This window comes from Pandoraea sp. PE-S2R-1 (assembly GCF_002179865.1).
Classification (GTDB): domain Bacteria; phylum Pseudomonadota; class Gammaproteobacteria; order Burkholderiales; family Burkholderiaceae; genus Pandoraea.
In genome coordinates, this window is the sequence record NZ_NGUR01000009.1 from 671,680 (window position 1) to 691,034 (window position 19,355).

The 19,355-nt window shown below is 61.8% G+C and carries 13 protein-coding genes and 2 tRNA genes; 6 read left to right on the plus strand and 9 right to left on the minus strand.

The window, feature by feature from the left end; genetic code table 11:
• The first annotated feature begins 144 nt into the window (after positions 1-144).
• Positions 145-1,785 carry an NAD(P)H-hydrate dehydratase gene (locus CDV44_RS10030; protein ID WP_087687883.1) on the plus strand — a complete coding sequence of 547 codons (1,641 nt, stop codon included), beginning with the start codon at positions 145-147 and terminating at the stop codon, positions 1,783-1,785.
• 149 nt (positions 1,786-1,934) lie between these two features.
• Entirely contained in the window at positions 1,935-3,593 is a 1,659-nt protein-coding gene (gene pgi / locus CDV44_RS10035; RefSeq protein WP_170935928.1) for a glucose-6-phosphate isomerase, read from the plus strand.
• Positions 3,594-3,701: 108 nt separating this feature from the next.
• Here the strand turns inward: pgi and CDV44_RS10040 are convergent, their stop codons facing one another.
• Positions 3,702-4,394: an ABC transporter ATP-binding protein gene (locus CDV44_RS10040; RefSeq protein ID WP_087687885.1), complete on the minus strand. Its 693-nt coding sequence runs from the start codon at positions 4,392-4,394 to the stop codon at positions 3,702-3,704.
• On the opposite strand from CDV44_RS10040, the gene CDV44_RS10045 reads away from it, so the two are divergent.
• Positions 4,393-5,091, plus strand: coding sequence for an arylesterase (locus CDV44_RS10045; protein ID WP_087687886.1), 699 nt, complete (start codon positions 4,393-4,395; stop codon positions 5,089-5,091). The two genes, CDV44_RS10040 and CDV44_RS10045, sit on opposite strands and share 2 nt — an antisense overlap.
• A 281-nt stretch (positions 5,092-5,372) precedes the next feature.
• Positions 5,373-6,203, plus strand: a complete 831-nt coding sequence (locus CDV44_RS10050; protein WP_087687887.1) for a hypothetical protein — start codon at positions 5,373-5,375, stop codon at positions 6,201-6,203.
• Between the two features lie 120 nt (positions 6,204-6,323).
• On the opposite strand, the gene CDV44_RS10055 is transcribed toward CDV44_RS10050, so the two are convergent.
• The 8 genes from CDV44_RS10055 to tig form a co-directional block, all read right to left on the minus strand.
• Complete coding sequence (locus tag CDV44_RS10055) at positions 6,324-8,246, minus strand: SurA N-terminal domain-containing protein (RefSeq protein WP_087687888.1); 1,923 nt, start codon at positions 8,244-8,246, stop codon at positions 6,324-6,326.
• An 84-nt stretch (positions 8,247-8,330) separates the two neighbouring features.
• Positions 8,331-8,407: transfer RNA gene (locus CDV44_RS10060), tRNA-Asp, on the minus strand.
• A 14-nt stretch (positions 8,408-8,421) separates the two neighbouring features.
• Positions 8,422-8,497 (minus strand) — tRNA-Val (locus CDV44_RS10065).
• Positions 8,498-8,553: 56 nt separating this feature from the next.
• Positions 8,554-8,826, minus strand: coding sequence for an HU family DNA-binding protein (locus CDV44_RS10070; protein WP_058378343.1), 273 nt, complete (start codon positions 8,824-8,826; stop codon positions 8,554-8,556).
• A 315-nt stretch (positions 8,827-9,141) separates the two neighbouring features.
• Positions 9,142-11,562 carry an endopeptidase La gene (lon, locus tag CDV44_RS10075; RefSeq protein ID WP_058380233.1) on the minus strand — a complete coding sequence of 807 codons (2,421 nt, stop codon included), beginning with the start codon at positions 11,560-11,562 and terminating at the stop codon, positions 9,142-9,144.
• 194 nt (positions 11,563-11,756) lie between these two features.
• Positions 11,757-13,031, minus strand: a complete 1,275-nt coding sequence (gene clpX, locus CDV44_RS10080) for an ATP-dependent Clp protease ATP-binding subunit ClpX (protein WP_087688008.1) — start codon at positions 13,029-13,031, stop codon at positions 11,757-11,759.
• Positions 13,032-13,279: 248 nt separating this feature from the next.
• Positions 13,280-13,933 carry an ATP-dependent Clp endopeptidase proteolytic subunit ClpP gene (gene clpP, locus CDV44_RS10085; RefSeq protein ID WP_170935944.1) on the minus strand — a complete coding sequence of 218 codons (654 nt, stop codon included), beginning with the start codon at positions 13,931-13,933 and terminating at the stop codon, positions 13,280-13,282.
• Between the two features lie 127 nt (positions 13,934-14,060).
• Positions 14,061-15,401, minus strand: a complete 1,341-nt coding sequence (tig, locus tag CDV44_RS10090; protein ID WP_058378340.1) for a trigger factor — start codon at positions 15,399-15,401, stop codon at positions 14,061-14,063.
• A gap of 447 nt (positions 15,402-15,848) precedes the next feature.
• On the opposite strand from tig, the gene CDV44_RS10095 reads away from it, so the two are divergent.
• Together CDV44_RS10095 and CDV44_RS10100 are read left to right on the plus strand one after the other, a co-directional pair.
• On the plus strand, positions 15,849-16,682 hold the full coding sequence (locus tag CDV44_RS10095) for a TetR/AcrR family transcriptional regulator (RefSeq protein WP_249277483.1): 834 nt from the start codon (positions 15,849-15,851) through the stop codon (positions 16,680-16,682).
• Between the two features lie 150 nt (positions 16,683-16,832).
• Positions 16,833-19,343 (plus strand): acyl-CoA dehydrogenase, encoded by a 2,511-nt coding sequence (locus tag CDV44_RS10100; RefSeq protein ID WP_371328749.1) that lies wholly within the window; start codon positions 16,833-16,835, stop codon positions 19,341-19,343.
• The last annotated feature ends 12 nt before the right edge of the window (positions 19,344-19,355 follow it).

Sequence of the window (19,355 nt, forward strand, 5' to 3'; positions counted from 1 at the left end):
CCGCCCGTTCTGCCGAACCATCCGTCGAGTGCTCCGCCGCCACGCGCGACGAACGCATCGGAACGCATCGTTTTCGCAGAATCCCGGGGGGAACAGGCTCACCGCCATCGACGCCGCCGTGGCTTTCCGGGAGTTGTGCCTGTCATGACCGATCACCTGCGTGTCGACGATTCTGCCGCCGCCCCCGCGAGCCCGAGTCCGCTCGCGAGGCCGTCCCGATTGCCTCAGCCGTCCGACATCGTCGACGGTCCGCTCGCCGACACACCGCTCCCCCTGTATTTCCCTGCCGATTTGCGTGAGATCGAACGCGCAAGCGCCGCACACTCGCCCCCTCACACGCTGATGGCGCGCGCGGGCGCGGTCGTCGCCGACTGGCTCTACGGGCAATTACCGGCACTCGCGACAGCCGGACGTCAGCCCGTGCTTCTGCTTGCCGGTCCCGGCAACAATGGCGGCGATGCCTATGTCGCCGCCCGCGAACTGCATCGTCGCGGCGTGCTGGTCGACGTCTGGCAGCTCGCGCCGCCCGTCGCCGACGACGCGAAATGGGCGCATGCCGAAGCCCTCGCCGCTGGCGTGCCGATACACCCCGCGCCGGACGTATGGCCGCAGCCTTCAACCTATGCGTGGATCGTGGATGGCTTGTTCGGTATCGGCTTGTCGCGCCCGCTAGATGGTCCGGCGGGCCGCCTCGTCGAGAATATTGCCTACGCGCATGCCCAAGGCACGCCCGTGCTCGCGATCGATATCCCCAGCGGCCTTGGTGCTGCGACCGGCGTCGCCAGTGGCCCTGTCATCCGCGCCAACGTCACCATCGCCATGCTGGGCGCCTGCCCGGGGCTTTTGACCGGCGAAGGACGCGACATCGCCGGCCGCGTGCTGGTGGCCACCTTGGGCGCCGATGACGCCTTGGTCGCTGCGGCAGCGACCTCATCGTTGTCAACCAACACGCCGGCCGCCTTTCTCGCGGACCTGCCACAACGTCATCACGCCACGCACAAAGGCAGCTACGGCTCCCTCGCCGTGCTGGGCGGCCATGACGGCATGATCGGTGCGCCGCTACTCAGCGCACGCGCGGCGTTGATGAACGGCGCCGGGCGGGTCTACGTCGGTTTCGTCGCACACGATGCCCCGGCGTGGGACCCGGTTCACCCCGAACTGATGCTGCGTCACGCAGAGGGCATCGATCTCGCCGCCATGCAGGCCGTCACTATCGGCCCCGGGCTGGGCACCTCGGCCGCATCCTCTGCATGCCTCTCTCGCGTGCTGGCGCTGGAAGACACCCCGCTTGTGCTCGACGCCGACGCCCTCAATCTGCTCGCGGCAGAACCGGCGCTCGCCGAGCGGGTGCGCGGCCGTACCGGCCCCACGGTGCTTACGCCTCACCCGCTTGAGGCCGCGCGGCTCGCCGGCTGTGACGTGCAGCGCATTCAGTCGGACCGGCTCACGTCAGCGCGCACGCTCGCCCGATATTTTGGTGCCACGGTAGTGCTGAAGGGGTCTGGCAGCATCATCGACAACGGCACGCACGCGTGGGTCAACACGACCGGCAATGCAGGGCTTGCGACGGCAGGCACGGGCGACGTGCTGACCGGCATGATCGGCACGATGCTGGCGCAAGGCATGCCTGCCGCCACCGCGGCGCTGGCCGGCGTCTGGCTGCACGGACGTGCCGCCGAGAGGTGTGTGAGCGAGGGTACGGGCCCGGCGGGCCTGACCGCATCTGAACTTTTACCGGCCATGCGCGCCGAACTGGCAGTGGCGCTCAGGCGAGCGCCGTCATGAATGCGGCGGGGTGAGCGATCGATGGCGGACTTCAACGATCGCCGCCAGCCCCGCAAATCGCCCCGCAAACCAGCGCAGGAACCGGTTTTCGGCGTAAATTCACGGAGACTCCCGTTATACTTCGTCCTACCGAAAAGAACATATTGCACATGTCGTCGAAGCCGTCCTTTCGTCTGGATCAAACTCCCGCCTGGCGCACCCTGCTCGAACACCGTGACGAGATCGCCAGCCAGCATATGCGCGACTGGTTCGCGGGTGCTGGCGCGAGCTCGCGCGTTGAACAATTCTCGCTGCGCGCCGCCGGCTTATACCTCGACTATTCGAAAAATCGCGTTACCGAAAAGACGCGCACCCTGCTCGCCCATCTCGCCCGCGAATGCGACGTGCCCGGCAAGCGCGATGCGATGTGGGCCGGCGAACACGTCAACGTCACCGAAGACCGTGCCGCCCTGCATATCGCGCTGCGCGCGCCGAAAGGCGTCACGTTCCGTGACACCACGGGCGACGTCAGCACCGGCGTGCACGCGACGCTCGCGCGCATGCGCAAGTTCAGCGACGAGGTACGCGATGGCCGCTGGCTGGGTGCCACGGGCAAGCGCATCCGTCATCTGATCAACATCGGCATCGGCGGCTCCGATCTCGGGCCGCGCATGGTGTGCGACGCCCTTGCCGCGTATGGGCGGGCCAATTTGTCGGCGCACTTCATCGCGAACATCGATCCGACAGAACTCGCACGCACCCTGCCCACGCTCGACCCGGAAACCACGCTGGTCGTCGTCTGCTCGAAGACGTTCACCACGCTCGAGACGATGACCAACGCGCGCACCATTCGCGCGTGGTTCATCGAACATGGCATTCCTGAGTCTGAACTCGGCAAGCATTTCGTCGCCGTCTCGACGAACGTCGAAGAAGCGACGCGCTTTGGCATCGGGCGGGAGAACGTTTTCGAATTCGGCGAGTGGGTCGGCGGGCGGTATTCGCTGTGGTCGTCCGTCGGATTGATCATCATGCTGTACCTCGGCGCGCAGCATTTCGACGAAATGCTGGCCGGTGCGCATGCCATGGACGAGCACTTCCGCACGGCCCCGCTCGAAGCCAATATGCCGGTGCTGCTCGCGCTGCTGGGCATCTGGTATCGCAACTTCTTCGACGCGCAGACGCTGTCGATTGCCCCGTACACCGACGCCCTCCAGAAGCTGCCGCCGTATTTGCAGCAACTCGACATGGAGAGCAACGGCAAGTCAGTGCAGATCGACGGCACGCCGGTAGCATGGCAAACCGCGCCGATCATCTGGGGCGAGCCCGGCACCAACGGCCAGCACGCCTATTTCCAGATGCTGCACCAAGGCACCACGCTCGTGCCGGTGGATTTCATCGCCGTACTTCAGCCGCAGTATTCGCAGCCGGTCTACCTCGATCATCATCGCAAGCTGCTCGCCAACTGCTTTGCGCAGAGCGAAGCGTTGCTGCAAGGGGGATCGATGGCGACGCCGGAGCAGGCTGGCGGCCCGCTGGGTGCCCAACGACGTTTCGAAGGCAACCGGCCGAGCAACACGCTGGTGATCGACAAGCTCTCGCCGGAACGTCTGGGTGCGTTGATCGCGCTTTATGAACACAAGGTGTTCGTGCAAGCAGCGATCTGGAACATCAATCCGTTCGATCAATGGGGCGTCGAGTTGGGCAAGACGCTCTGCCGCGCCATCGAGCCCGAGCTGGTCGATCCGTCGACGCTCACGCCCGATGCGCACGACGCCTCGACGGCATCGTTGATTCGACTGGCGGGTGAGGCGTTGAAGCCCAAGCGCTGATCGTGATTTGCTCTCACCTGCCAGTGTTTGCTGGTCGGTGCGTGCAAGCACAGGCGGCGCGAGCACATTGCGTGCATCGCGCCGCCAGTCCTTCAGAAATATCGCCTGTCAGGCAGCCACACCATCGACCAGACGGCCGCCAGCGAGTTGCACCGTCGCGTCGCAACGCTCGGCGATTGCCAGATCATGGGTCACGAGCACGAGCGTTGCGCCGCTTGCCTCGTTGAGCGAGAACATCAGATCGATGACACGCTCGCCGGTCGCCGTGTCGAGACTACCGGTCGGCTCATCGGCAAACAGCACGACCGGTTGGGTGACAAACGCCCGGGCAAGCGCCACGCGCTGCTGCTCGCCGCCGGAAAGCTGTTTCGGATAATGCGTGAGGCGCGAGCCCAAGCCCACCTGTTCGAGCAACTCGATCGCACGATTGCGTACTTCCCGTGTCTCACCCAGCAGTTCGAGCGGGAGCATCACGTTCTCGAGCGCCGTCAGGTGGGGCATCAACTGGAATGACTGGAAGACGAAGCCGATCGCGCCGCGTCGCAAGGCGGCGCGCCCCTCTTCATCGAGCTCGCCGAGCGACTTGCCGAGGAGCGTGACGCTACCGTCGGTTGCTGTATCGAGTCCGGCCATCAGGCCCAGCAACGTCGATTTGCCCGAGCCCGAGGCCCCGACAATCGCTACGCTCTGGCCTTTTGCGACGGAAAAATCGATATCCTGCAAAATGACGAGCTCACCGGTGGCATCGCGCAACCGTTTGCCCAGACCCCGCACTTCAATTACGTTTTCGGAAAACGACATGGCAAGAAGACAGTTCTTGAAATTGGCCGCCTCAGCCCTCGTAGGCTGCTGCATCCTGACAGGGACCGCGGCGCACGCGGCAAGTTCTGGCGCGCCGACAATTCTGGTCGTGGGCGACAGCCTGTCCGCCGAGTACGGCATCGCTCGCGGCGCAGGCTGGGTGAACCTTATGCAACAAAAAGTTGCGCAAAGCGGTTTCGATTATAACGTTGTCAACGCCAGTATCAGTGGCGATACCACAAGCGGCGGCCGGGCACGTCTGGCGCCGTTGCTCGATCGCTATCATCCCGCGATCACGATTCTGGAGCTGGGCGGCAATGATGCCTTACGCGGCATTTCACTGGATCTCACGCGCGCCAATCTGCGCGAGATGATCGAGTCGTCGCGCAAGGCCGGCAGCCGGGTGATCGTGGTCGGCATGCGCATCCCGCCGAACTATGGCACCGAGTATGGCGAGCAGTTCTTCTCGATGTTCGCCACGTTGGCCAAGCAGGAGAAGACGGGCTATGTGCCGTTCCTGCTCGATGGTGTGATAGAGCATCCCGACTGGTTCCAGCAAGACCAGATCCACCCGCTTGCCAAGGCACATCCGCAAATTCTGCAAAACGTCTGGCCAACGGTCGCGCCGCTGCTCAAGCCTGCCGGCAAAGCGCCGCCGCGAGCCGCGAGCGGACGGGCGGTGAAACCGGGGGCGTGACCCTCCGACGTTCCGCAAGGCGCGCCGTCAATCGAAACTCGGAAGCGCCCCAAAGACGCTTCGCTCGTTTCCCGATAGCCTGATTCCCTAACACCGACTACCGAATCGCCGCATTCGTCGCTCGCACGAATGCGGCGTAATTTTTGCGTATCGGAGAACTCGGGAGACACGGTATTCAACTTGGTCGAACTATCTACCTACTGGCAACAGCCTGCCTGTTACCCGTTTCCACCGCAGTCGCGAGTGCGGCGACTTGCGCGTCACCTTGGCCCTCGGCAAACGTGTCGTTTGAATCCAAGATCGGTTATTTGAATCCGGAAACCAAAGCCGCGCCATTTATCACGGTGGAAATTGACGGGCAGCCTCGCCGCCTCCTTCTCGATACCGGCACCAATCTCAATGTGCTCTGGGACACGTCTCTTCCCAGCAAGGCTGCCTCCGGCCCGAAGATGATCGTCCAGACCGAGGTGGCGCAAGCGCAGTCCACGCAGGCATCCCACCGCATGAGCGATGGTCTTCACGACACATTCGACTCACTGTTTCACTGGATTCCACCGTCAATCCTCGCCGACGACGGTCTGTCCGGCATTCTCAGCCCACAAGTTACTGCCCATGAAATCGCGGGCAGCCGTCGATCATTTGCGGTGCTTGATTTCGATCGGGATTGCTTCTTCGTCAGCCCGGCGTTTGACATCGACGAAACGCCTGCCTACCGGCTTGCACGAGGACGCGGCATACCCACCCCCCATCGCGTCATGGCGACCACGCTCGGCCTCTATGACGCGAAGATTCCCGTCACGGTGGATTCCGGAGCGGAGCAGTCCAACCTTCTCAGGACGCTCGTGTCGGCGCTGCCGAAGGCACCCGCGATCACGCGAACCACAGACCTGTGGGGCAACGTGCTGACCAACAAAACGTATGTGCGTCGCGTCAGCTTCACGTTGAACGGGATCGAGCACCGAAACGTTCTCGTGGCCGAAGCGGATGCCGTCCAAGAAGGAGGATCAACAACGCTTGGCACGATTGGCATGGATATTCTGAGGAATCGCGTTGTCATCCTAAGCTCGGATACCCGCGAGTTTTACCTGCTGGTGCCGGCCAGAAAACAGTGAGTGCGTCCGACCGGCGACGCCATAAAAAAGCGCGGCTATCGAGCCGCGCTTTTTCTTGCTACCCGGCCTGCGCCGGTGGTCGTGCGTTGGATCGTGAGATCCGCCGTGGAATCCGCTGAATCAGGTGCCCGACTTGGTCACGTCATTGACGACCTTGACCTTAGAACGAGCCCGCAGATCGCCAACCCACGCATTCCACTCGGCTTGTGCGGCCAACTGGTTCAACTGCTGCGTTTCTGCGGCCAGACGCTGCGGATCTTGCGCGGTCGGTTGCGTGACCTTGCTGATGCGGAACACCGCGTAGCCCTGACCGTCGCCCAGATCGACACCCACGTAAGCCGGCAGCTTCGCCGTATCGGCACCGAAGATTGCCGTCAGGGCGTTCGGCGGCAGCTTGCCCGGGTTGTCACGCGAGATCGTCTGCGTGGCACTGAACGCGCCATCGCCGCCCTTCTTCAGCGCATCGAGCTTGGCCTCGCCGGCCTTCTTCGCTTCCTGCGCCGCCATGTCAGCCACCAACTGCTGCTTGACCTGCGCTTCCACCTGCGTGAGCGGCGGCGTCGCGGCCGGGTGATAGGTCACCACGTGCGCCGATACCAGCACGCCCTGCCCCACGTCCACGGCTTCCGTGTTGCGCTTGTTCTTGAGCGATTCATCTGCAAACACGGCCTTCAGCAGCTTCTCGTTGCCGATCGGGCTCTGCGCCTGCGCCGGGTTTGCCGTGCGCGTGACCTGCGCCGTCTGCACCTTGATGTTCAGCTTGTCGGCGACCGGTTGTAGGCTGTCAGGTTGTTCGTACACAGCGTTGGTGAACTGGTCGGCGAGCTTGGCATACGCCTTGGCCGATTCCTGCTGGCGATACTGATCGGCCAGTTGCGCCTTCACGTCTTCAAACGGCTTGGTCGTTGCCGGCTTGATGCCCGTCAACTTGATGATGTGATAACCGAAGTCGCTCTTCACCACGTCGCTTACGTCACCTTCGCTCTTGAGTGCGAACGCAGCATCGGCGAACGGCTTGACCATCGCGTCACGCGTGAAGAAACCCAGATCGCCGCCGTTGGCCTTCGAGCCCGGATCTTCCGAGTTCTGGCTGGCCAGCTTGGCAAAGTCGTTCGGGTTCTTCTTCAGTTGCGCGAGCAGGTCGTCGGCCTTGGCCTTCGCTTTCGCGTGATCGGCAGGCGAAGCGTCCGCCGGCGACGCAATCAGAATGTGCGAGGCACGGCGCTCTTCCTGCGTCGTGTACTGCTTCAGATTGTCGTTGTACATCTTGCGCAGCACGTCATCGCTCGGCGCTGCCAGTGCCGATGCCGGCATGGCTTTCGGGTCGAGCACCACGTACTGGATCTCGGCCGACTCGGGCGTCTGGAACGCCGCCTTGTGGGCGTCGTAATACGCCTGCACCTGCGCTTGCGTCGGCGTGACCTTGCCGGCGAAGTCAGACACCGGGAACGTCAGTGCGGCGACATCACGCTGTTGCGCGCGCAGTTGCGCGAAACGATCGATGACGGCCTTGGGGAGCATGGCGCTCGCCTGCACGCTGGCCGGCAGCTGGTTCGATGCGAGTTCGTAGCGAATCTGCGCTTCGAGACGCTGCGGTGTGAGGTTCTGTGCCGCCAGCAGTTGTTCGTAAGCGACGTCGTCGATCGAACCATCCGCGCGGCGCAGTTGCGCAATCGCGGGAATCGCGAGCAGCGCTTCGCGCACTTGCGTGTCGGGCACCGACAGATTCTTCTTGAGGGTTTCCTGCGTGAGCAGCTTCTGCTGGATCAGGTTGTCCAGCACGGCGCTACGCATTTCAGGCGTGTTGATTTGACTGGCATCGACGGCACCGCCGAACATCTGCTGCATGCGCTCGGTTTGTGCTCGCAGCACGCTGTCGTACTCCTGGCGCGTCACGGTCTGATCGCCGACCTTGGCGATCGTGCCTGCATCCGAGGTGTACTCCTGCAAGCCGTGAACGCCAAACACCACAAACGACGGCACGATCAACACCGTCAGGAAAATGAGAACCAATCGTTGGTGGCGCCGAATGAAGTCGAACATACGAAATCGGAAGAGTCGTCAGGAAGCGTCTTTGGGACGTCCATATGGCAAAAAAGGCGAACCGAAGTTCGCCTTTTCACAATTTGGCGGAGCGGACGGGGCTCGAACCCGCGACCCCCGGCGTGACAGGCCGGTATTCTAACCAACTGAACTACCGCTCCCCAAGATCTGGAACTGGTGGGTGCTGAGGGGCTCGAACCCCCGACCTACGCCTTGTAAGGGCGCCGCTCTACCAACTGAGCTAAGCACCCGTTCCCGATTCTAGTTTTGTTCTTACTGCTGCTCCCTGCCTAGGCAGGAAAGTCGATCAGTTTACTGTATCTTTCAGATTTTTGCCAGGGCGAAATTTCGGAACCTTCGCTGCCTTGATCTTGATCGCTGCGCCAGTGCGCGGATTGCGCCCCGTGCGTCCTGCGCGCTTCGTCACGTGGAAGGTACCGAAGCCCACCAACGTCACATCGTCACCCTTCTTCAACGCTTTCTTTACTGCACCCACAAAAGCATCGAGTGCACGACCGGCAGCGGCTTTCGAAATGTCTGCCTCACCCGCGATATGATCGATCAGTTCCGTCTTATTCACTGTAACCCCCTTGCAAGGATAGTAGGCGATTGAGCCGCGGAGGCGCTCTTAACGCGCCTTGACATTGATCTGCGAAGGTCCGCTGGCTTTGCCATTAGACAAGCCGCAAACCCTGATGTCAAGCCGTTTTGCGCTGTTTTGGCGGCTTAGGAAGCACTCCTGAGTCATCACTTCCGGACGCTATTTTCGACCACTTTGCGTGAATAAAAAAAGCCCGGGGAAAACCCCGAGCTTTTTGCAGACTTTCGGTTCGGCGAACGACATCGACATCGATATCGATGATCGTCGTTCGCCGTTCCTCGTCACATGCTGACGTCAGTGCTTGATGACTTCCTGCTTGCCGCTGCCATCGGCATTCGGCGTCACCGGTGCTGCCTTCGGCTCTTCCTCGGGTAGCGGTGCCGGTGCATGTTCCAGCGCCAGCTCCAGCACTCGGTCGATCCAGCGCACCGGCATGATCTCCAGCGCGTTCTTGACCGTATCGGGAATCTCGGCGAGATCCTTCACGTTCTCTTCCGGAATCAACACGAGCTTGATGCCGCCACGATGCGCTGCGAGCAGCTTTTCCTTGAGACCACCGATCGGCAGCACTTCACCGCGCAGCGTAATCTCACCGGTCATCGCCACATCTGCACGCACCGGAATACCGGTGAGCACCGAAACGAGCGCCGTGGTCATCGCGATACCGGCGGACGGACCGTCCTTCGGCGTCGCACCCTCGGGCACGTGAATGTGGATGTCCTTCTTCTCGAACTGCTCATCGGACACACCCAGACGACGCGAGCGCGAACGCACCACCGAACGTGCAGCTTCGACCGACTCCTTCATCACGTCGCCGAGCGAGCCCGTGCGAATGATGTTGCCCTTGCCCGGCATCACGGCGGCTTCGATGGTCAGCAAATCGCCGCCCACTTCCGTCCACGCAAGCCCCGTGACCTGGCCGATCTGGTTTTCCTTCATCGCCAGACCGAAGTCGAACTTGCGCACGCCGAGGAAGTTGTCGAGGTTACCTGCGTCAACCTTGATCGACGTACCGTCGACCTTCTTGAGCAGCAGCATCTTCACGACCTTGCGGCAGATCTTCGAGATCTCGCGTTCCAGCGAACGCACACCGGCTTCACGCGTGTAGTAGCGAATGATGTCGCGAATCGCGGCTTCGGTCAGATCGATCTCGCCTTCCTTCAACCCGTTGTTCTTCTTCTGCTTCGGCAGGAGATAACGCTGGGCGATGTTGACCTTCTCGTCTTCCGTGTAACCCGACAGGCGAATCACTTCCATACGATCGAGCAGCGGTGCCGGGATGTTCAGCGAGTTCGACGTCGCCACGAACATCACATCCGACAGATCGAAGTCGACTTCGACGTAGTGGTCCGAGAACGTGTGGTTCTGTTCCGGATCCAGCACTTCGAGCAGTGCCGAACTCGGGTCGCCACGGAAGTCCATGCCCATCTTGTCCACTTCGTCGAGTAGGAACAGCGGATTGCGCACAGCCACCTTCGACAGGCTCTGCAAAATCTTGCCCGGCATCGAACCGATGTACGTCCGGCGGTGACCGCGAATCTCGGCCTCGTCGCGCACGCCACCCAATGCCATGCGCACGAACTTGCGGTTCGTTGCACGAGCGATCGACTGACCAAGCGACGTCTTACCGACACCCGGGGGCCCCACCAGGCACAGAATCGGCGCCTTCACCTTGTCCACGCGCTGTTGCACAGCAAGATACTCAAGGATGCGTTCCTTGACCTTCTCGAGACCGAAGTGGTCTTCGTCGAGCACCTTCTCGGCGTTCGTCAGGTCATTGTTCACCTTGCTCTTCTTGCGCCACGGCAGACCGACCAGCGTGTCGATGTAGTTGCGCACGACAGTCGCTTCTGCCGACATCGGCGACATCAGCTTGAGCTTCTTGAGTTCGGCGTCGGCCTTCTTCTTGGCTTCCTTGGGCAGATGAGCGCCCTTGATGCGCTTCTCGAGTTCTTCGAGATCCGCACCTTCTTCGCCTTCGCCCAGTTCCTTCTGAATGGCCTTGACCTGTTCGTTCAGGTAGTACTCGCGCTGACTCTTCTCCATCTGACGCTTCACGCGGCCGCGGATACGCTTCTCCACCTGGAGAATGTCGATCTCGCTTTCGAGTTGCGCCAGCAGATGTTCGAGGCGCTCGATGACCGGGAACATTTCGAGAATCTTCTGCTTCTGCTCGAGCTTGAGCGGCAGGTGCGCTGCGATGGTGTCAGCCAGACGACCCGCTTCGTCGATGCCCGACAGCGAGGTCAGGATTTCCGGCGGAATCTTCTTGTTGAGCTTCACGTACTGATCGAACTGCGCCACGATGGCGCGACGCAGCGCCTCGGATTCCGGCGAGTTGCCATCATCCGGTTCGAGCGGCATGACTTCAGACGTGAATTGTGTCTCTTCTTCGTCCACGCTGATCGTGCGTGCACGCTGAATGCCTTCGACGAGCACCTTGACGGTGCCATCGGGCAGTTTGAGCATTTGAAGGATGTTCGCCACGCAGCCGATCTCATAGAGATCTTTGGCCGTGGGCTCATCCTTGGCGGCCGCTTTCTGGGCGACCAGCATGATGTGCTTGCCGCCTTCCATGGCGGTTTCAAGCGCTTTAATCGACTTCGGACGCCCCACGAAGAGGGGAATCACCATGTGCGGAAACACGACCACGTCGCGCAGAGGCAACAGGGGCAGTTGAATCGCTTCGGGCGGGAGGATTTGGGTGCCTGACATCTCGTTCCCCATAATTAACGATACCGTTGTGTTCCAGCTAATTGAGGCCGCCGGCAGGAATTACAAGGGGGTGAAACAACCCTTCTGCCGGTAAGGTGCACCACTCGGGGTTTCATTGCCCGTGGCACTAGTATGAAGGAAAAAAAGCCGTCCATGTTTCCATGAACGGCTTTGGGTATCACTGAGTTGACCGTTCAGTTAGAGCCGGCAACCTTGGGCGACTCCTGGTAGATCAAGAGCGGTTTGCCGTCGCCGCTGATCGCGTTATCGTCCAGAATCACCTTGGTCACCCCTTTGAGTGACGGCAACTCGTACATCACTTCGAGCAGTGCCTGTTCGATGATCGAACGCAGGCCACGCGCGCCCGTCTTGCGCTTGATGGCCTTGCGGGCCACCGCATGCAGCGCTGCCGGGCGAATTTCCAGCTCGACGCCTTCCATCGCAAACAGGCGCTGATATTGCTTGAGCAGTGCATTCTTCGGCTCGATCAGGATCGTGACCAGTGCGTCCTCGTCAAGCTTACCCAACGTGGCAACCACCGGCAGACGACCGATCAGCTCCGGAATCAGACCGAATTTGATCAGATCTTCCGGCTCGGTTTCGAGCAGCAGTTCGCCGGCGTCACGCTCTTCGCCCGTTTTGACAGTCGCACCGAAACCGATACCCGTCTTCTCGGTGCGGTTCATGATGATCTTTTCGAGACCGTCAAACGCGCCGCCGCAGATGAACAGGATGTTCGTGGTGTCGACCTGGATGAAGTCCTGGTTCGGGTGCTTGCGCCCGCCTTGCGGCGGCACCGAAGCCATCGTGCCTTCAACCAGCTTCAGCAGCGCTTGCTGAACACCCTCGCCCGACACGTCGCGCGTGATCGAGGGGTTGTCCGACTTGCGGCTGATCTTGTCGATTTCGTCAATATAAACAATGCCCTTCTGCGCCTGCTCGATCTCGTAATTGCAGTTTTGCAGGAGCTTCTGGATGATGTTTTCGACGTCTTCACCGACGTAACCGGCTTCGGTCAGCGTGGTGGCATCGGCAATCACGAAGGGCACGTTGAGCAGACGGGCGAGCGTTTGCGCGAGCAGCGTCTTGCCCGAGCCGGTCGGCCCGATCAGCAGGATGTTGCTCTTGGAGAGTTCGACCTCGTCGCGCTTGTCGCCGATGTGCTTCAACCGTTTGTAATGGTTGTAGACCGCGACCGCCAGAATCTTCTTGGCGCGATCCTGACCGATCACATACTGATCGAGGCTTTCGCGAATCTCCTGCGGCGAGGGCAAATCCGACTTGCCGCCACTACCGCTCTCGTCTTCGGCCGCAGCGGCCTCGTCGCGAATGATCTCATTGCACAGATCAATGCACTCGTCGCAGATAAACACGGACGGACCTGCGATGAGCTTCTTGACCTCATGCTGACTCTTTCCGCAGAAGGAGCAGTAGAGTAGCTTTTCGCCGTTGGAAGTGCTTTTTTTTATCCACCATATCTGTGTCAGCCTGCTAGCAATTTGCGCCCCGGTCGTCCCCCGATGGGGGCGGCAAACGCGGCATAGTGAATTCCATTGTAACGCCATGCCGCGCGGGCGTGTGGCCCACCCGCGACAGCGATAATTTTCCTTTTACGACAAAGACTTGGCGCGAACATCCGGACTTTCACGTCGAAAAACCCGATGTCGCGCCAATTTTGCCGTCAGGCGCCCGGGCCGGTTATCGGCCCAGGGACGCCTCAGGGACGCTTTTCCAGCACGCGATCGATGAGCCCGTACTCGACGGCATCCGCCGCCGACTTGAAGTTATCGCGATCGGTGTCGCGCGCGATGACTTCCAGCGACTGGCCCGTGTTCTCGGCGAGCAGCTTGTTGAGGCGTTCCTTGAGCAGCAGGATTTCGCGGGCGTGGATTTCGATGTCCGACGCCTGACCACGTGCACCGCCCAACGGCTGGTGAATCATGATCCGGGCGTTCGGCAGCGCGAAACGCTTGCCCTTCTCGCCCGCAGCCAGCAAAAACGCGCCCATGCTGGCAGCCATGCCCATGCACAGCGTCGAGACGGCCGGTTTGACGAACTGCATCGTGTCGTACATTGCCAGGCCGGCCGAAACCGAACCACCCGGCGAGTTGATGTACATCGAGATTTCCTTGTCCGGATTTTCGCTCTCGAGGAACAGCAACTGGGCGACAACGAGGTTGGCGGTCTGGTCGTTGACCTCGCCCACCATGAAAATAATGCGCTCCTTGAGGAGTCGCGAGTAGATATCGTATGCGCGTTCGCCACGACCACTTTGCTCGACGACCATCGGCACCAGGCCAAGGGCCTGCGATTCGAGAGCGGAGTTGTGCGTCGGGGAAGCGAGTTGGGCGAGCAATTCGGAACGGGTAATCATGACGGTTCGACCCTTCTATCGAGATGGTTTTGCGCGCCGCAGGGAGGAGGCCCAAAAAGGCCGGTTGGAAACACTGCTGCGGCCTTGCGGCCGCAGCAGGTCAAACGCGATGTATCGAGGTCGATCAGTTTTGCGTGTTGCCAGCCAGCTCTTCGAAGCTGACTTGCTTGTCCGTCACCTTCGCTTTGCTCAGGACGAACTCAACAACGTTGTTCTCGACGACGAAACCTTCCATCTCCGCCATGCGCTGCTGATCGCCATAGTACCAGCGGACGACTTCTTGCGGGTCTTCGTAGCTCTTTGCGAACTCTTCGACTTCGGCCTTGATTTGTTCCGGCTTGGCTTGCAGGTCGTTTTGCTTGACCAGCTCGGCCAGAATCAGGCCCAGCTTGACGCGGCGTTCAGCTTGTTCCTTGAACATTTCAGCCGGGATCGGCACGTTGCCGGCGTTCGGCACGCCACGTTGTGCCAGATCCTGACGGGCCATCGCCACCAGACGTTCCTGATCTTGTTCGACCAGTGCGTTCGGCACGTCGAGTTCCGAGACCGAGATCAGTGCGTTCATCACTTGATCTTTAAGGAGCGCCTGCGTGCGACGCTTCACTTCGCGCGACAGGTTTTCCTTGATGTCGGCGCGCATCTTTTCGATGCTGCCGTCAGCGATGCCGAGCGACTTGGCGAACTCGGTGTCGACTTCCGGCAGATGTGCCCACTCAACCTTCTTGAGCGTCACGGTGAACGTTGCCGTCTTGCCGGCGACTTCCTTGCCGTGGTACTCGTCCGGGAACTTGAGTTCGAATTCCTTCGACTCGCCAACCTTCAGACCCAGCGTCGCCTTCTCGAACTCCGGCAGCATGCGGCCTTCGCCGAGCACGAACACGAAGTCTTCAGCCGAACCGCCAGCGAACACTTCGCCGTCGATCTTGCCGACGAAGTCGACCGTCACGCGGTCGCCTTCCTTGGCTTCCACCGTGCCGCCGTCGCCGTGAGCACCGGCTTCGCCGCGCACGTGGTAGTGCACGCGTTGCTTGCGCAGAATGTCGATCGTGCGATCGATTTCGGCTTCCGAGACGTCGGTCGTCGTGCGGTTGACTTCGGCCGTGGCCAGGTCACCGATCTTCACTTCCGGGTAGATTTCGAACGTGGCGTCGAATGCGTATTCGGTGTCGGCACCGTCAGCCTTCGGCGCGAAGCGCGGCTGGCCGGCGACGCGCAGGTCTTGCGCCTTGCTGACTTCGAAGAATTGCTGACCGACCTTGTCGCTGACGACTTCGGCTTCGACCTGACCACCGTACTGCTGGGTGACCATCTTCAGGGGCACCTTGCCCGGGCGGAAACCCGGCATGCGCACCGTCTTCGACAGCTTCTGAATGCGAGCTGCAACTTCTTTCTCGACTTCCTGCTTGGGCAGGGCGATGGTAAAGCGACGCTCGAGCTTGCCGAGGTTTTCAACAGAGATAGTCATGAGGATATTCATCCATCCAGAGGGTCGTTCTGTGTTGCGGCGAGGGAAATGCCGCAAGCGGACCCAGTCAGTTAATCAACCTTGGGCCGGAACCGGCAATGACTTGCCGGCTTCCCTCCGCCCCCGACGAATCGGGGTAGCGCCAAATGGTCTTGCACGTAAAGCGGGACATTTTAGCAAACTATTGCCACGCCTCCAGACTTTCGGCCCGAAATCGGAGAAATCGGGCAAAGCCGCCTATTTCTCCCCCGATTTCGTGCACCAAATGCGCTTCTGCGTACGCCAGCACGCCTGTCCACGGCCCAGGACTGAACATTAGAGGGCCACGCCCAGAAAAAGATCTTGGGAGATGGGCATTCCCCGCCTACGATTCAATCGAACGTTTGAATGAAACGAAAGTTCATCTAGATGACGCGGCGCTGTGTCGCGTCCCAATGGAGGTTCGTCGTGAGCCCTCGCCCGTCGGCCGGCCGACAAGCCGGTGATACCAAACTGCGCATTCTCGATGCCGCAGAAGATCTTTTCATCGAATACGGCTACGAAGCCATGTCCTTGCGCCAGATCACATCGCGCGCCGAGGTCAATCTGGCAGCCGTGAACTATCACTTCGGCAGCAAGGAAACGCTGCTCCAGGCCATGCTCTCGCGCCGGCTCGACCGGCTCAACGACGAGCGTCTCGCCCTGCTCACGCGCGCCGAGTCCGCGTGGCCCGCGCCCAAGCTCACTTGCGAGCACGTGCTAGGGGCAATGTTCATCCCTGCGTTGGCCATTTCTCATCATCGTGACATCGGCGGCCCGGCATTCCTGCGCCTGCTCGGGCGCGTCTACGCCGACCCGTCGCCGTTTATTCGCGACTATCTGCAACAGCACTACGCGCCGGTCTTCGAGCGTTTCTTCGAGGCCTTCGCGCGTGCCCTGCCCGAACTGCCGCGTCAGGAATTGGGCTGGCGTCTGCATTTCGCGTTACAGGCCCTTTCCGGCGTGCTCGCCAGCAGCGACACCACACGCCTGATCGACACGTTTGCCCAAGGGCAGCCGATGGGCGATCTGCAAGTGGTGGCCCGCCTGACCGCACTGATGGTTGCGGCGCTCAAGGCGCCGATGCCAGGGGAAGAGCAACTGGCGAGCTTCGCTGCCGTCTTCGCGCTCGCAAAGGATGCCGACGTCACGCCGCCCCGGGAAGCCGGTCATATCGAACCCAGTGGATCCGGTGACGATGGGTCGAACGCACGTCCCGAGAACGGCCAGACGCAGAACGAAAACGACATGGCGCACCAATAACGCGCCAGATGGTCTGACAAGAAGCCGTCGCCGGCGCGCCACACACCGCGCGCCGCCAGACAGCTCAACGATGACAGCCCCCGCGCTAGCGCGCCCGCTCCGGCGGGCCCATTTCCGCAGGAAGGCCGTACCGAAAGGGAGGAAGACATGATGATCCTATGGATTCTCGCGTTTGTCGCCGGAGTGAGCGCCCTGCTCCTCTATCGTGCGCACGCATGGCAGTGGCTGATCGCCACCGCCGTCTGGGTGGGCGCCGGTGCCGTCGCCGAACTGACCGGCCCGATCGCCACCGTTATTCTGGCCGTCGTGTTCATCTTGCCGTCGCTCGTACTGAGCATCGGACCGCTGCGCCGTGCATGGGTCACCGCCCCCATGCTGGCCAAGTTCCGCACCATCATGCCGGAAATGTCGGACACCGAAAAAGATGCCATCGAAGCCGGCAGCGTCTGGTGGGATGCCGACCTGTTCTCGGGCCGTCCCGACTGGCAGAAATTCTCGGCGTTCCCTGCCCCCAAGCTTTCCTCGGAAGAACAGGCGTTCATGGACGATCAGGTCGAGCATCTGTGCGATCTGTCCAACGACTGGGAGAGCACACAGGTCTGGCAAGACCTGCCGCCGAAAGCATGGCAATACGCCAAGGAAGCCGGCTTTCTCGGCATGATCATTCCCAAGCGCTACGGCGGCCTCGAATTCTCCGCATACGCGCACTCGCAGGTCGTGATGAAACTGGCGTCGCGCTGCTCGGCGGCGGCCGTCTCGGTCATGGTGCCCAACTCGCTCGGCCCGGCAGAGCTGCTGCTCCACTACGGCACTGAAGCACAGAAGAACTACTACCTTCCGCGTCTGGCGAAGGGCGACGAAATCCCCTGCTTTGCTCTCACGAGCCCCTATGCCGGCTCAGACGCCGCAGCCATCCCCGACGTCGGCATCGTCTGTCGCGGCACTTTCGAGGGCCGCGAAACGCTCGGTTTTCGCGTGACGTGGAACAAGCGCTATATCACGCTCGGGCCGATTGCCACGGTGCTCGGCCTCGCCTTCCGCGCGCTCGACCCCGATCACCTGCTCGGCAGCGATGACGAGCCCGGCATCACCTGCGCGCTGATTCCGACGAATCATCCGGGCGTGGTCATCGGACGCCGTCACTGGCCGCTCAACGCCGTTTTCCAGAACGGCCCGAATTCCGGCAAGGATGTGTTCATTCCGCTCGACTGGGTCATCGGCGGTCAGGCACAGGTCGGCAAGGGCTGGCGCATGCTCATGGAATGTCTTGCGGCCGGTCGCGCCATCTCGCTGCCGTCGTCCAACGTCGGCTACTCGAAGATCGCCGTGCGCGCCACGGGCGCTTACGCGGCCGTGCGCCGCCAGTTCCGCACGCCCATCGGCAAGTTCGAAGGCGTGCAGGAAGCGCTCGCACGCATGGCCGGCAATCTGTACGCGATGGACGCCGCACGCCGCATGGCCGCGCTCGCCGTCGACCTTGGCGAGAAGCCGTCCGTCATCTCGGCCATTGCGAAATACCACGTGACCGAGCGCGCGCGCAAAGTCGTCAATGACGGCATGGACGTCGTCGCGGGCAAAGGCATCTGCATGGGCCCGAACAACTTCCTTGCCCGCGCCTATCAGCAGATTCCAGTGTCGATCACCGTCGAGGGCGCCAACATCATGACGCGCTGCCTGATGATCTTCGGTCAGGGCGCCATTCGCTGCCATCCGTATGTGCTGAAGGAACTCGCCGCCGCGCAGACGCAAGACCACACTGCCGCCGTGCGCGCGTTCGACGACGCGCTGTTCGGGCACCTCACGTTCGTCACCAGCAACATCGTGCGCGGCGCGTTGCAGGGCATCACGCACGCGCGCTTCTCGGCCGTGCCCTCGGCCGCCGCACCGGAACTGCACGCCTACTACCGGGGCGCGAACCGTATGTCCACGCTGCTGGCGATTGCATCGGACGTGTCGATGGCCGTGTTGGGCGGCTCGCTCAAGCGCCGCGAGAGCATCACGGGCCGTCTGGGCGACATCCTCTCGCAATTGTTCCTGCTCACGGCAACGCTCAAGCGCTTCGAGGACGAAGGACGCCCCGAGGCCGACCTGCCGCTCGTGCACTGGGCCGCGCAGGACGCCCTCTGGCAGGCTCGCGAAGCCTTCGAGGGTGTGCTGGCGAACTACCCGTCGCGCCCTGTTGCGTGGTGGATGCGCTGGAAGCTCACGCCGCTCGGCCTGCCGTATGCCAAGCCTTCCGACGCGCTCGCCGCCAAGGTGGCCGAGCTGATGCAAACGCCGGGCGATGCCCGCGAGCGCCTGATTGCGGGCAGCTACTCGCCGCGCCCCGAGATCGATGAACTGGCGTACGGCGAGATTGTTTTCAAGATGACGCCGCAAGTCACCGTCATCGAACAACGGCTGCGCACCGCCGTAAAGGAAGGCCGCTTGCCGACGATGCCGCAGAGCCTGCCTGAGTTCTCCGAGTGGGTGGAAAACGCCGCACGGCTGCAACTCATCACGGCGCAAGAACAGCGCACGCTCGCGCAATACGCGGACTACGCCGCGCGAGCAGTGGCGGTCGATGACTTCCCGGCGGACTTCGGCCGTGCGGCCGACGTACGCCAGTCGAAACAGAATGATGATGCTGGCGAAGCCGTAGCGCACGAGGCGACGACATAGTCGCCTGCGCGC